Annotated in this window: 11 protein-coding genes; 2 read left to right on the forward strand and 9 right to left on the reverse strand. The window is 58.7% G+C overall.

Annotation, left to right across the window (positions count from 1 at the left end; all coding sequences use genetic code 11):
- Positions 1–78 precede the first annotated feature (78 nt).
- A complete protein-coding gene (locus N688_RS04355) occupies positions 79–648 on the forward strand; it encodes a hypothetical protein (protein WP_052888141.1) in 570 nt (189 codons plus the stop codon).
- Positions 649–859: 211 nt separating this feature from the next.
- Here N688_RS04355 and N688_RS04360 read toward each other — a convergent pair whose 3' ends face one another.
- Positions 860–1,879 (reverse strand): tyrosine-type recombinase/integrase, encoded by a 1,020-nt coding sequence (locus N688_RS04360; protein WP_052888142.1) that lies wholly within the window; start codon positions 1,877–1,879, stop codon positions 860–862.
- Positions 1,880–2,068: 189 nt separating this feature from the next.
- Here N688_RS04360 and N688_RS04365 point away from each other — a divergent pair, with 189 nt between their 5' ends.
- Positions 2,069–3,442, forward strand: coding sequence for an ArnT family glycosyltransferase (locus N688_RS04365; RefSeq protein WP_052888143.1), 1,374 nt, complete (start codon positions 2,069–2,071; stop codon positions 3,440–3,442).
- Positions 3,443–3,620: 178 nt separating this feature from the next.
- Here the strand turns inward: N688_RS04365 and N688_RS04370 are convergent, their stop codons facing one another.
- The 8 genes from N688_RS04370 to thrC all read right to left on the reverse strand — a co-directional run bounded on the left by N688_RS04370 (position 3,621) and on the right by thrC (position 13,525).
- Positions 3,621–4,115, reverse strand: a complete 495-nt coding sequence (locus tag N688_RS04370; protein ID WP_052888144.1) for a hypothetical protein — start codon at positions 4,113–4,115, stop codon at positions 3,621–3,623.
- Positions 4,116–4,404: 289 nt separating this feature from the next.
- Positions 4,405–4,731 carry a putative quinol monooxygenase gene (locus N688_RS04375; RefSeq protein ID WP_052888145.1) on the reverse strand — a complete coding sequence of 109 codons (327 nt, stop codon included), beginning with the start codon at positions 4,729–4,731 and terminating at the stop codon, positions 4,405–4,407.
- Positions 4,732–5,056: 325 nt separating this feature from the next.
- Entirely contained in the window at positions 5,057–7,054 is a 1,998-nt protein-coding gene (locus N688_RS04380; protein WP_052888146.1) for a serine/threonine-protein kinase, read from the reverse strand.
- Positions 7,055–7,155: 101 nt separating this feature from the next.
- Complete coding sequence (locus N688_RS04385; protein ID WP_162179487.1) at positions 7,156–8,166, reverse strand: tetratricopeptide repeat protein; 1,011 nt, start codon at positions 8,164–8,166, stop codon at positions 7,156–7,158.
- A 6-nt stretch (positions 8,167–8,172) separates the two neighbouring features.
- Positions 8,173–9,522, reverse strand: coding sequence for an ATP-binding protein (locus tag N688_RS04390; RefSeq protein WP_052888148.1), 1,350 nt, complete (start codon positions 9,520–9,522; stop codon positions 8,173–8,175).
- A 421-nt stretch (positions 9,523–9,943) separates the two neighbouring features.
- Positions 9,944–10,963, reverse strand: a complete 1,020-nt coding sequence (locus N688_RS04395; RefSeq protein ID WP_052888149.1) for a hypothetical protein — start codon at positions 10,961–10,963, stop codon at positions 9,944–9,946.
- Between the two features lie 349 nt (positions 10,964–11,312).
- The gene (locus N688_RS04405; protein ID WP_052888151.1) at positions 11,313–12,221 is read right to left on the reverse strand and encodes an amino acid kinase family protein; all 909 of its coding nucleotides are present in this window, start codon (positions 12,219–12,221) and stop codon (positions 11,313–11,315) included.
- 62 nt (positions 12,222–12,283) lie between these two features.
- Positions 12,284–13,525, reverse strand: coding sequence for a threonine synthase (gene thrC, locus N688_RS04410; protein WP_052888152.1), 1,242 nt, complete (start codon positions 13,523–13,525; stop codon positions 12,284–12,286).
- Positions 13,526–13,639: the final 114 nt, after the last annotated feature.

The following is a 13,639-nucleotide window of genomic DNA, read 5'->3' on the forward strand; positions in this document are numbered from 1 at the left end:
TATAGGAGTATTCCATGCTATCATAGAGGGAGTTATTGGCGATGAGCTACGATAGCGAGAAAGGAGTACCTACGTCTTATGAGCCGCTGTGAACGCTGTGGCTATGATAGTCCGCACCATGTAACCATCTGTCCTGTCTGCGGCTCGGTGACCACATCCTCCGGCGATTATACTCCTGCAAGAGACCCTGAAGCACCAGGAGGCACGAGTGAGCCATTTTCGTACTATAGCCCCAGCAGCTGGCCAACTTCTAGCCCTGGCCTCTATGCTGATCCCTGGCCTCAGCAGCCTTCCTCGTTCCAAAATGCCTACCCTCAGCCTCCACAGGTCAATGTGATGGTTGTGCAGCCGCAAAAGGAGATGGCACCTCTCATTGTCGAGCTTTTGTTGTCCTTGCTCTTGAATATCTACGGCGTTGGCTGGTTGATGGCTGGAGAGACACTCCCTGGGGTGCTGCTCCTGGTAGGCAGCATTGTGGTTGTCTGGCCCATCCTGCTGGTCTCCTTGTTTTTCTGGCCGATATGCTGCGGCCTCAAACTCGCACTCATTGTGGGACTGGTCGTCAACACCGTACTGCTCAGTAATCATCTCGATCGCCAGGCGGCTAGCCGCCTACTACAGATGCCTCCACCACTACCGTACCAATAGTAAAAACGGGCAGAAGAAAAGGCTGCTATCTCTACCGTCAAATATTAAAGATAAAAACGACAGTGAAGAAGAAGAAGAAGAGAACGAATGGCTCTACAGCTCTAGCCCGCTACTAAGCAGCTGGCCACTGCTGCCCTGTAGCTAGCTAGCTAGCTGCCGGTCCTCCCGGTTGCAATCGTCTTGTAGGGTGAAGGCGACGCAATGAGAGCCGTCAGGCGGGAAAGGCCAGACGTCGATACTTCTCTCGCGATTCGAGCCAGGCTTCATCAGAGAGACCCAGCCGCTCGCGTAGCGTCTCGAACGAAACGCCAGCTCGCAGTTGGCGGACAGCAAAGGTATCGCGTAGCAGCTGCAGCGTCACTCGTTTCTTGATGCCGGCTGCTTTGACCGCGCGCGCCAAAATATAGTTGAGATTGCGATCGGTGCAGTTAAAGAGCGTCTCGCCCGGCTGGTGCTGATATTTGCTTAGATATGCTCGCACAATGTCAGTAAACTCGGGGGGCAGGGCCAGACTACGCTCGCGGTGCTGCTTCCCCGTTGAGGGAGGAAAATGGACGCTCACCAACGGCTGCTGTGGATTGGAGAGGTCGATGTGCTCTGGCTTGAGAATCATGATTTCTTCTTTCTTGAGGCCTGCATGCAGCGTCAGATAGATCAGACAGAGACAGCGCGCATCGTCGGCTGCCGCTTTGAGGAGCCGCTCAATCTCTTCCTCGAAGAGAAGCTCCGGCAGAGGCGGTAATGGACGCTCCAGGATGAGGCTCGCCGAGGGATCTTCACGAATCACGCCTTCACGTGCCAGCCAGGAAAAGAAATTCTTGAGAAAGGTAACCCGTCGCGCCATCGTCTTCGGGGCCGGCGTATGATCTTTATTGCCAAATTTCAACTTCATAAGCCAGTCGACAAGGTCCTCTTTGGTGATCCTGCCAACTGGCGTCTCGGACCCCATGAATTCGCTAAACATCTTGAGGTCGGAGAGAAAGCAAGTGATAGTATAGTTCGATTTCCCCCGCAGCTTCAGCTCCTGCTGATAGGGTAAGGCACAGGCTGCCAGGCTGGACTGCTCGGTCAGCGGCTGAGTACGCACCAGCGGCGGAAAAGGGACCTCGCGCGGGTCCGCTGACTGGGTAACGACCTGCGTGGCCCCAGGAAAAAGACCAGCCTGGACTACAACGCGCTCTTCTTCCGCTACACTCTCCGTTGGCTGCTTCGTCTGACTATCCTCGTGCATGAGCTGCTCTCCAGTGGTAGTTTCGTGCTCTGAAGCTGTTCTTTTTGTATTTCATTATAGCAGGAGAAGCCAGCGCTGTTCAACCTTCGCGCTCGCTCCCTGTGACTCCTTTCTCTTGCTCATCGTTCCCAAGTAAGGAGGGCTTGCCCTCTTCTCACTTTGCCCAGAGAGGATGGTCCTTTCCTCTGAATGAGACGCCTGCCAGCGCTATTCCCTGTGCTCGTGGTAGGGGGCCTGGCCCTCACGGTGCGCGTGATCTATAACCTGACGGTAGCGGCGGCCTACGTTCCCTTGTTTGATGCGCGCTCCTATGAGCAGATTGCTCTTCATCTCCTGCAGGAGCACTGCTTCTGCGAACATCCCTTTGTTCCGACCGTCTACCGGGCGCCACTCTGGCCTGCCCTGATCGCCTGCATTTATGCTGTGTTTGGTCAACACAATCTACTGGTCCGCTTCTTCCTCTCACTGGTCGGCGCCGGCACCTGCCTGCTCCTCTTTTACTTCGTCCGTGATCTCTATGGGAAACGAATGGGCTTACTGGCCGGCCTGTTCGCTGCGATTTATCCTGAACTCTATATTTATGATGGATGGCTTTATTCGGAGTCAATAACCATCTTTCTTCTGCTTTCATTATGCTATATACTCTATCGCCTGACTACTCGGAAAACAACGTTGTTCTCATGGTGCCTCTGTGCAATTGTGCTTGCGCTGCTGGTGCTGGCGCGTCCCAATGGGCTGCTGGCGTGTGGCATCTTTCTCTGCTGGCTGGTCCTGGCCCTCAAGCAGCATTGGCTCTGCTGGTGGTCGCGCTGGCAGCTGGTCGGGCGCGCTTGTCTGGTTGGAGTGCTGACCCTCTTCATACTGACCCCCTGGACCCTGCGCAACTATCGCGTTGGCCACAGCTTCCTACCGGTAGCCACTGGTGATGGTACCGTGCTGCTGGGAGCTTACAACGATCTTGCCCTGACGACCCCAGGCTACGTTGGTTCCTGGATCAATCCGCGGCTCGCCGCTCCTGCGCTCGCGGCCCGCTACCCAGCGATCTGCTCCGCTTCTTGCGAGCTGGAGCGTGAGGAAGATTTCAAGCGTGGGGCCTGGCTGTGGATGGAGCGTCATCCGGGCAGCCTTCCATTCCTTCTGGCCATGCACTTTTGGAACCTCTGGCAACCAGAGACCGTTGAGGGCGATTTGCCGACCATTCGCTTCCCCTCAGCGCCTGGGGCGCTGGCGGTCGTCCTCATGATGCGCTCGTTCCCGCTCCTCGTTTTTGCCCTGGCCCTCCTCGGAGTCGGCACGATCTGGGGCCGCTGGCGTCTCTGGCTGCCAGTGCTCCTGGCTGTCGCCTTTACCATCGGCCAAAGTCTTGTCTTCTATGGCAGTCCGCGCATGCGGGCTCCGATTGAGCCACTACTGATCGTGCTGGCGAGTGCCGCTATTGCCCGCTGGGCAGAGCGCTGGAGCCGGAACCAGGACCAACCCGGTACCGACAAAGAGGGAGTGGCAGCAACGAGCCAGGTAGGGAAAACCACTCCTCAGCCAGGCCAGGCAAGAGGACCCCACTGAATCTATGGGGGGCCTGGCCCGCTGGTGACTGTGCTGAAGGCCGCTCTCCACTGTGAAGAAGCAAAATAGACCTCACCCGTCTTGCCCTGGTATCGTGAAAGGCAATTGGCTGAGGTCTTCACCTGATGGGTATGTTCTCGCTCTGGTACTGAAGAGGCGCGTCAGGTGGTCCAGGTGGTTATTCTGGCTTCCTCTCTGTGCTTTCCGACTCTCCTTCTGCTTCCAGGCTATCTGCTTCCTCCGCCTCTTCCTCGCTCTCCATAGAGTGAAGGAGCATTTCCAGATCCTCTGGCTCGAACTCCTCATCCATCTCCTCGCTCTCCTCAGCACTGACCACGCGCCCCCAGTCGCTATAGCGCGCCGGTCGCGACTCCTTCCAGACACGGATAGTGGGTCGCATCGTAGGGAAGGTGCGCAGTCCTTCTGGCGCCGCTGGCCCTTCGAGCTGCGGCTCATAGGCTGGCGCGCTCTCGCGCACAAGCACTTCCTCCCCCCAGGCCATGGCTTCGAAGCCCAGGCGACGCAGGTCCATAACCGCGCCAGGCCAGGTATCCTCTGGGGCAATGGCCCACCATTCGCGCCCCCATAGTCGTACCGGGCGAACACGGAGAGGCCGATTCAGATCCCCCAGAGTAGCTAGTAGCGACGAGCGCTTGCGTTCCACTTTTTTCATAGCTTGTCAACCGTCCTTCCCAGGACTGAGACCACCTGCTCTGGCCTCTTCTCCTGGTGCCGCATTGCCATGAGCAGCATTGTATCTCGCTGCTGCTGCCAGGCAAGACCAGGAGAGCCGGATCTTCCGCTATTTACGATACCACATAAGCCCGGCTCTTGCCAGGGTAGAGCAATGCCCACCGCCCTCCCTGTCGCTCCGTGCTGCGCGCCAGAGAAAGTAGTGGGCATTGCCGGCATGTTGTCTGTCTAAACAGGACTGCTCGCCTGACCCTGCCTGTCAGCCAGGGCTAGGTCGGCTGCCCTGGTTGCCTGCTTTGTTCTGGCAGCCCCAGGTGAGCCATGATTTCGCCGTCGTGCCACTCGGGCGGCCCCTCTAACCAGCGCAGCATCCGGCGATAGCGCTGATCCTGCTCTTCGCTCTGGGCATTGGCCAGGTAGGCTGCTCTGTCTCTGAAAGCTACGGCGATATAACACTCGCGGCCATCGGCATCCATGCGGTAGACAAGCGTGGCAACGGCTCCAGGCACGTGTGCCTGCTCAAACTCGCGTAGCTCTGCCAGGAGCTGTGCCTCCGCTCCGGGCTTGATCCGACAGTGGGCGACTGTTCCGTACATGGTGTCTATTCCTTTCTGTTTAACTGCAATTCGGGACATTGCCGCATCGGATACCGGGCCGATGCTATCGTTGTACCCCGTAACCCAGGCTTCTAGCAAGCACAGCTATTGGATAGGGTGACTGTGAATAGGGTGACTGCGCCAAAAAAGAAGAGGCCGCCAGTGAGCTTTCTGCAAGCCTGCTTGACGGCCTCTTCCTGCCGTGGTCAGCCAGGACAGCTTCTTGAGGGCAGCCACTTAGCCGCTTCTCTCGCCAGGGTAGGTGGGGTGGAAGGTTAGTGCCAGCAAGTGGCGCCACCTTCTGGCGTAATGGGCTTCCAGTGGCTCAGCTCAGTGCGTAAACTGCCAGGTTACTATAGACCACGTTAGCATCGTTCTCGCCCACAGTGCCAAGAAAGCCGATATTGCCCTCCGTGTAGTTATTATCGTTAATGGTAGTCAAGTAAACGTTGTTGGCGTAGAAGGAAAGGTTACTTCCGTTGGCGATGATCTGGAGCGTATTCGCCACCCCGGTGCCAGACTGCAGAGCCGGTGTGGTGCTCCAATCGGCGAAAGGCTGTTCAAGGCCCCCGTCGAATCTGGCGATGCGGTAACGGCCCTGGCTGTCAACCTCAAAGAGGTAGCCGGAGGGGAGATTGAACAGGTTAGGGCGCAGGCGAATGAAGACGCCTCCAGAGGCACCGCTCACAATCTTCATTTGCACGCTGAGAGCGATATTCCCGTAGCTATAGTTTGCTTCATGACAGATACGCTGTGTTGTTGTCAGGCTGACAGCCTGAACAACGTGGTAGCCATCGCCTCCAAAGAGACAGTGACTGCTGCGGTCCCAGTTAGCCTGCTTGGTGGCCGAGTTATCGGCGCTGGTCAGTGGATCGTTGTAGACCAGCCTGCCGGCGGTGGCGGTCTGCCAGACTGCTGCAGTCGCGGTGGCCTGAGCTTGCACGGTGGCAGTGGCCCCAGCGACTGCTGTCTGCGTGGCTTGTGCTTGAGCCTGGGCGGTCGCGGTGGCCTGGGCCTGGGCGGTCGCGGTCAGATCGGGTGTGGCGGTGGGCGTCTGCTGCTGCCCGCTGGACTGACCACTAGAGACCGTAGGCTTCCCGTTCGTTCCCTGGTGGGGTGAAGAGAAGAAGGCCAGTGCCAGGGGAATGGAGATGGCAAGCAGCAAGATGAGGGCCAGGCTGGTAATGAGCAGGCCCCGCCGGGTTGCTCTGGCACCCGCTTGTTGTCCATATTGTCCATAATGTAGCTGCTGTCCGTAGCCAGGGTAGCCTGGGCCTGTGGGAGGCGACGCAGTCGCAGCAGCGTTGGTTTGACCAGGAAAAGGGTAAGAGGTTGGCTGCGGCGGGGTTGGTGTCCCCACGCTCCCCATGCTGCGCAGCACCAGCGGCTGTGGCGCTCCTATCCCGGGGACTCCTGGGCTGGAGGTGCCAGCCGGGGCCCAGTTCTGGTACTGCTGGGCTGTGGCCCCTCTGGCTAAGGCCCGGCTGCTACTGCTACCAGCGACTGCCTGACAGAAAGCCTCAGCCAGCTCACTGGCGCTGCTATAGCGCAGCTCGGGGCGTTTCTCCAGCCCTTTGAGAATTACCTGCTCGACTGCAGGGCTGATGTGCGTGGCATAGAGATGCGGCGGCGGGGGTGGCTTGTTGATATGCATCGTGACGACTGCGATGGGATTCTCGGCAGTGAACGGCAGGCGCCCAGTGACCATCTCGAAGAGCAGGACCCCAAGCGAGTAAAGGTCACTACGCACGTTGGCCCGATTGTCCCCTTCGAACAACTCCGGCGCAACGTATTCGACGGTTCCAAGCACGTTACCGGTGCTGGTGAGCTGCGTGGCGTCGCTGGTTGTGCGCGCGATGCCAAAATCGGAGAGGTAGCAGTGTCCATCGGCATCGAGCAGCACGTTCGAGGACTTAATATCGCGATGGATGATTCCCTGACGATGAATGTAGTCGAGAGCCGCGGCAATCTCGCGCAGGCTGCGGCAGGCTTCGCTCAGCGAGAGCGGCCCCTGCCGGATGCGGGCCCGCAGCGTTCCTCCTTCCATGAAAGGCATCACAATATAGTACCAGGTCAGGCCATCAATCTGGCCCGAGCCAGTGTCATAAATCGGCACCAGATGCTCGTGCTTGAGCGAGGCCATCAGGCGCGCCTCGCGGATAAAGCGTCGCAGCAGCTCCTCATCTTCTCGCTTGAACACCTTGATCGCCACGGTACGCTCAACCGCCAGGTCGTAGCCCTCATAGACGTCGGCCATGCCTCCTTTGCCAATGAGCCGACGTAATTCATAGCGTTCGAGGGTCTTTCCCTCCAGACCTGCCATGCATCTTCTCCCAGTTGAAGTCTCACGGTCTTGGAGAATGCTATCCTGCCCGCCGCTAGGGGGCATCTCTCTATAGATACAACGGTTGACCCTCCCTTTCGTTACTTGATCCAACCTCGCTTGATAAGAAAGAGCAGAAGCGGCGCCATGACGGCGCGGTAGGCGGCGAATAGTCCAAAGGGAGTGACGATCAACAAGCCAAGACACATCAGCGCAATAGCGATATTTAACAGCTGTGGGTTTCTCTCTGTAAGAGCAAGATTTGAGATATTTTCGACTAAGAAGAGGAGTAGTCTCCCAATGACGAGAATGCAGAGTGCGGTTACGCAGCCGAACCCCCCTCTGAGGGAAGGTGGCAGGCGCAGAAGAAAAGTGCGATAGCTGAGAATAGGCCGGTAGAGTGGATGAGCCGCCCGGATAGCCTGTAGCAGGCGCTGCTGGGTCGCTTTCTCTTCAGGGTCCAGGCGGATTGCCTCCTTGAGAAGGTGCAGCGCCTGCTGAGGTCGGGTCTGGTAGTTGAGCAGAAAGTTGCCATAGTCGCTGAGGATGGCGGCATTCTGTGGTTCGAGTGCCAGGGCGCGCAGGTAGGCTTGCTGGGCCAGGTCCAGATTACCATCGACGCTGGCCTGGTAGGCGAGCAGGGCCTGCAGGCGGGCCTCTTCGGGATCAAGCTCCACGGCTTTGTAGACGTAGGGGCGAGCCTTGTCTACCTCGGGCCGCGGCTTGAGAGAGAGATAGCTTGCTCCCAGAAGATAGTAGGGCCAGGGATTCAGGGGATTAAGCTCTCGCGCCTTCTCCAACTCGGCCTGAGCCAGCAGTAGTTGCGATTTCGCCAGCAGGATCATCCCATAGAGCAGATGGTACGTGCTGGAGAGAGGGTCTAGCCGTAAGGCGTCTCGGATGGCGGCTTCGGCCTGGGCGTAGTCCTTGTTCCGCATGGCCGCTACTGCCATCAGGGCCAGGGCGCGGGTGTTCTCCGGCTGAGCGCGCAGGACCTTGCTCATCAGCTCCAGCGCCAGCTGTGGCCGCCTGAGATTCAAAGCGGCTATGGCTTTCCTATAGTTTTCCCTGACCCCCGTGTCGCCCTGGATCTGCCTCGTCTCTTCGCTCATGGTCATTTACCATTTGGCCTTTTGCATGAAACGGAGCACGTCGTCGTAGAGACCTCCCTCGTTGCTATAGGTGGCGTAATTTTTTGCGGTGGCGAACCATTCGAGCGTCGAGGGACGGACCTGTTTGAGGGCTGCTAGCAAATCACTGGTGCGCAGGGGGCGCGGCTGGCCTGTTTTGAGCACCTCGCTCAGCACGGCATCTGTGGCCCGCTCGCAGACAGCGCGAATATCGGCGCCCGAGAATTTTTCCATCTGCCGGGCGAGCTGGGGGTAATCGATGGCCTCGGTAGGTTTCTCCTCCAGGAGGAGACGCAGAATCGCGCAGCGCGCCTCCAGGTCCGGGGGCGGCACAAAGAGAATGCGGTCGAAGCGCCCGGGCCGGCGCAAGGAGCTGTCGACAAACCAGGGGCTATTTGTTGCCCCCAGCACAAGGATCTCACTATTATTGGTGGCGATGCTGTCTAGCTCTAGCAGCAGCTGATTGGTGAGGATGCGGAGGCCGTGAAAGCGCATTTGCTGGCGGCTCCCTCCGAGGGCATCCAACTCGTCAATGAAGACGATTGCCGGGCGATTACGCCGTGCCAGCTCGAAGATCCCGTGGAGGTTCTTCTCGCTGTTCCCGATGTACATATCGAGAATATCGTGAATGGCAATGCTGATAAATCTACACTGGCTCTCGCCCGCTGTGGCCCTGGCAAGAAAGGTTTTCCCGCATCCAGGAGGCCCATAGAGCAGGATGCCGCCGCCAATGCGTTTCCCGAAGCGTTGGAAGAGAGCGGGTTGCTGGAGTGGATAGAGGATCTGCATACGGATCTGCTCTTTGATGTCCTCCAGGCCGCCGACGTCCTTGAAGCTCACGGTGGGCTGCTCAACAAGCTCCTGATCGGCCTCCGCCTCCTCTTCTACTTCAGCAAAGCGCAGCAGGCGCAGCTTTCCTCTGATCACTATGCCTTGTCGGGCCAGCTCCTCTTCGTAGCTGCTCTCGCGCAGGCTCTCGTCGGCCTTCAGGGCCTGGTCGTAGTAATGGCCTGCGCGTTCATACTCCTGGCGCGCGAAGGCATTTTTGGAAAGAAGCAGGTAAAGCTCGGGAGTGGCCTGCTGCTCCAGGGCGGTCTGTAAAAGCTGCTCCGCGCGCTCGAAGTCGCCGCGCTGGTAGTAGGCGCGCCCAAGGTTGACGCAGCTCGCGTGATCGTTACTGCGCTCTAGTACTGCCTGGAACTGCTCAATCGCTTCCTCGATCCGGCCCAGTCGCAGCAGCAGCTCGGCCAGATGCCTGCGCAGGGGGACGTTCTCAGGACTGACTGCCAGCGCTTCTTGGAGAATCGCAATGGTCTGCTCGTCTTCTTGATTGGTCATCGCTTTGCTCTGCCTCACTGAGACCTTGGTTTGAAGAGGATCAAGATCGGCGTACGTCCGGTCTCTTCTCCCCTCTATTGCTTTTCCTTCCTTCGAAGATGACTTGCGCTGGGGCTGGAGATGTAACTCTCTCCTGTGCGGCTCAGCTTCTCTTTTCTACTCTTTTCTACTCTGCAAGCTAGCTGATAGCTTAGCAAGAGTCGGAGACCTCTTCTCGCTCACTATCGTCTGGGGATTCAGTCTCTGTCGATCCTGTCAAAAATAACTTTAGCAGCTCTTATGGCAAGGTGCAAGGGTGGATGGCCTCGGACGCCTGTGCCGTAAGGTGCCTGATATGTACTCCTGATGCCATCTGATGACTTTTTGGGGAAAATGTCCAGGTTGGGACCCTGACAAGGGGTGTAAGCTGCTGTCAGGCAGCTTACACCCGTACATAGAGCTGCTGCTGCTCGTCGTAGCGATAGACTTCGTTCCCCTTGTGGAAGGTCAGGTTGCCGTGTGCATCCAGGCTGAGCCAGAGGAGGACACGGGTACCCTGGGGGAGATGGAGCGGGAGCTTCCAATGGTCAAGGCTGCTTGATCCAACGACGCCGAGTAGCCAGGCTCCTCCATCGTCATCGATGGTGTTCGGTTGAAATTCGTCGCAGGAAGGAGAATGATCGTCGTATGTGTCATCGATCTGGATCTGACAGGCGTGCAGAGTAGCGCCGTTAAGCGCGGTCTGAGGGTTGGCATAGGGGTAGTTGCTCATCCCGGCAACGTGCGCCAGCGGATAGGTAGCGAAGGCCCAGATCCAGGAACCGTTTTGCACGGGCACGTTGGTCGTGGCATCGACATTGACCTCTACTCCTGGGGCGATGCGCACCTGCATCGTGCACCCCTGTGAGCAGTCGATTCCCTGATTTGGGGGAGTGGGCACGGGAATGAGTGGCGTCGGCAAAGCCTGGGGCGGTGTGGCGGGCCGCGCCTTGAGGATGATCCCGCCGAGAGCCATTAAGGGATACTGCGGCGAGAGTCGGATGACCATCCCCGGCTGGAGCCGGTGGCAGTCTTTGCCAATAGCTGAACTTAAGGCCCGCACAGTCTCCGGTTTGGCATCACTGAAGATCTGGCTGGCGTCCATCATGTGCATTTGAACGGTCAGGATCTCGTCGCAGTTATCCCCTTCTTGTACGGTGTAGAGCAGAGAGCCTGGCTGCGGCAAGGCCCTGGCAAAGGCTGGATAGGGAGTCGGCACCGGTGTCGTCGGCACCCCTAGCGCGTAAAAAAAGCTGCTGAGAGCCGGCATGATGCGATCTCCCAGGTGAAGGCTATAGTTGAAAACGGGCGTGACAATCGCTCCAAACAGGATCAAGAGGAGCAGCAGCTTCCAGGGTATAAGACGCAACAGCGAGCGAAATGTGTCGCTTGCTCGCGGGCGTGAAGGCATGCGACTGGCCATAAGGTGCTCTTCCCCTCACTTCATGCCGTTTCCTGGCATGGTGCTATTATAGCAAGGCTGCGCTCTGCTGGCTATCAAGAGGGACTGGCAGGCTCCTCTTGCAGTGGAAGAATAGCTCTTAGTGTTATTCTACACTGTCCGCTATGGTTTCTTCGGGCGGAAGGATAAGGCCGAGGCTTTCTAGCGTAGGTCAGCAAAAGCCAGCTGACCAGAGGCTGGGGAGGAGTCAGCTTTGCGAACAGCAGCTGACTCACTGGCCTCTGGTCAGGCAGATGCTGGTACAGACAGAGCAGTCCCTGGCGACCGCTTCCTTCAAGCAAGAGGATACCCCTTGTTGGGTCCTCCCCGCCTAGGGTAGCACCCAGGTGCCAGTGCGCCCGGCCAAGGCGCGCCCGATAGCCTGGGGACAGGTGAGCAAAGCAGCGCCTCCACCACGCTCCAGATAGCGGATGACGGCGCGAATCTTTGACTGCAGGTGCTCGTTGACGAAATGTCCGGCGGCCTCATAGTGGCGCAGCTCGGCCAGGGTGAGCATGTCCAGTGGATAGGCTTGCCCCGCCTGCTGGGAGCAAAGGACTACCCTCTCGGCTGTCGTGGCGATCAGGAAGAGGTCGGCGTTCAGCTGTGTGGCCAGGAAGCTAGCGGCCAGATCGCCAGGGAGCCTGGCCTCCACCGGGTAGAGACTTCCCTCTCTATCGCGCCTCACCGGGATGCTGCCGCCGGCTGCGGCAATCACGATGAAGCCGGCCCGGAGGAGCGTTTTAATTGCCTCCTGCTCGACAATCTCCATTTGCTCCAAACACGTCCTGTTTTCTTCTTCTGTGCTTATTGCGCCGACTATGCCTGTCTCCGGCTCCTCCGTTGTCTGGGCCTCGGCCACGGGTCCGCTAGCGGGTTGGGTGAGCGTCGTCTCGCGGTCGCCCGAGCTGACAACGACCCGCGTGAGCAGGCAGGCACTGCGGCGATTCACTCCCCGGTGCTGCAGCTCATCATCCAGTGCCTGCTGGATCAGATAGCCTAGTCTCCCCTGAAGTCCCGCCAGGAGGCTTGCGGGGGACCTGGGAAGAAGAGGTTCGCCTGGCTGATCAGGCTGGGGAGTATTGTCATGGGCAATGACCACGTTCCAGCCGTTGACAATTAGGTCGACAATATGCTTTGCCGAGGTGCATATGGCCTCAAGCTGCCCAGGTCCATCCCTGTCTTTCTCGTCTTCGATGAGTGAGTTACCGCCTATGGCAACGACAGCCAGCTTGCTCATTGAACGGGTATCCTCCTCGGATAGTTCTCTTCACTGGCCAGCGAGCGTCTGCCGCGCTGCGCTCAGGCGCTGGCCTGCAGCTCTAGAGAGTGCAGCCCTTCGCTGCCTCTAGCGAGCGTGACAAGCTCATCCTCGCGTTGCTCGACTGTCTCACCGCTGCGCTGGCCGCTAGCCGTGGCTAGCAGGACGACCGTCTCTTGGCGTCTGATCTTGCCTTCCTCAAGCAGCTGCAGCAGGGCCGCATAGGAGGCTGCTCCCGCTGGTTCGACGAAGATACCGGTCAGAGCGGCCAGCTCCTGGCGAGCCTTAAGCAGGGCCTCATCGCTGACAGTGATCCCAAAGCCGCCGCTCTGGCGCACGTGGCGCAGGGCCATCGCTCCGTTGTGAGGACGACCGACTGCGAGGCTCGCCATCTGGGTTGTCGGGGAAATGGCCTCTGGCTGGCGCAGGCTCTCGTTACCAAGGGAGCGCACGAATGCCGGGGCGCCTTCTGTCTGCACTGCGATGAGGCGTGGAATCTGGCGGACGATGCCGAGCTGGCGCAAGTCTTCGAAGCCGCGGTAGATGCCGCTGATCAAGCCACCATCGGCCACGGGTACGAGAATGGCGTCGGGAGCGGCATGCCCCAATTGCTCGGCGATTTCCAGACCGACGGTCTTAAGCCCTTCGACAATATAGGGATTGTAGCCGATATTGACGTTGTACCAGCCGAATTTCGCCGTGGCCTCGACGCTCAGGTCAAAGGCATCGTCGTAGCTGCCGTCGATCGCGAAGATTCTGGCGCCGCAGAGCTGCAGGGTCCCGGCGAGCTGGCGAGCGCTGCGCAGGGGGAGAAAGAGCTGACAGCTCAGTCCCAGGGCTGCCGCCTGCTGACTCAGCGCCAGGGCGCTGTTGCCTGTTGAGGCGCAGACCAGCTTGCGTTCCTCTGGCAGGGCCAGGCTGGTCGCGACAAAGGCTCCACGGTCAGTGTATGAGCCGCTGGGATTGCGCGTTTCGTCCTTGAGCCAGAGATTGCGCATATTGAGATGCTTGCGTAGTCGCTCTGCCGGGTAGAGCGGCGTTCCCCCGGCGATCAGCGGCGGCAGGCGGTTGCCGTAGGGAATGGGTAGAAAGGGACGATAGCGCCGGATTGAGGGATCACGGCTCTCGGCGTGGTAATTCCAACGAATCTGGTCATAGTCATAATGAACTAAAAGAGTGCCTTGGGGACTGCAGTTCGGGCAGGTGTAGGTAACGCTACCCGGAGTATAGCTGCTGCCGCAAAGAACACATTCCAGCTTGAGAATATGGCTCGCTAACAGCATAGAACCTGTCCTTTATGTATGTGAAGTCAGTTGAGTTGAGTTGTTATGTGGCTGGCAGGGGCCGACTTTGGCCTCTACCAGCCTTGTTGCCTGTTCTGTAGGTGAGTGGGTGGG

This window comes from Thermogemmatispora carboxidivorans (genome assembly GCF_000702505.1).
Taxonomy (GTDB): Bacteria; Chloroflexota; Ktedonobacteria; order Ktedonobacterales; family Ktedonobacteraceae; genus Thermogemmatispora; species Thermogemmatispora carboxidivorans.

Excerpts from the sequence above, each read along its gene's own strand:
- N688_RS04405 (WP_052888151.1), bottom strand. The coding sequence starts at position 12,221 with ATGAGCAAGCTGGCTGTCGTTGCCATAGGCGGTAACTCACTCATCGAA.
- N688_RS04375 (WP_052888145.1), bottom strand. The coding sequence starts at position 4,731 with ATGTACGGAACAGTCGCCCACTGTCGGATCAAGCCCGGAGCGGAGGCA.
- N688_RS04370 (WP_052888144.1), bottom strand. The coding sequence starts at position 4,115 with ATGAAAAAAGTGGAACGCAAGCGCTCGTCGCTACTAGCTACTCTGGGG.
- thrC (WP_052888152.1), bottom strand. The coding sequence starts at position 13,525 with ATGCTGTTAGCGAGCCATATTCTCAAGCTGGAATGTGTTCTTTGCGGC.
- N688_RS04365 (WP_052888143.1), top strand. The coding sequence starts at position 2,069 with ATGAGACGCCTGCCAGCGCTATTCCCTGTGCTCGTGGTAGGGGGCCTG.
- N688_RS04385 (WP_162179487.1), bottom strand. The coding sequence starts at position 8,166 with ATGAGCGAAGAGACGAGGCAGATCCAGGGCGACACGGGGGTCAGGGAA.
- N688_RS04355 (WP_052888141.1), top strand. The coding sequence starts at position 79 with ATGAGCCGCTGTGAACGCTGTGGCTATGATAGTCCGCACCATGTAACC.
- N688_RS04360 (WP_052888142.1), bottom strand. The coding sequence starts at position 1,879 with ATGCACGAGGATAGTCAGACGAAGCAGCCAACGGAGAGTGTAGCGGAA.
- N688_RS04395 (WP_052888149.1), bottom strand. The coding sequence starts at position 10,963 with ATGGCCAGTCGCATGCCTTCACGCCCGCGAGCAAGCGACACATTTCGC.
- N688_RS04380 (WP_052888146.1), bottom strand. The coding sequence starts at position 7,054 with ATGGCAGGTCTGGAGGGAAAGACCCTCGAACGCTATGAATTACGTCGG.
- N688_RS04390 (WP_052888148.1), bottom strand. The coding sequence starts at position 9,522 with ATGACCAATCAAGAAGACGAGCAGACCATTGCGATTCTCCAAGAAGCG.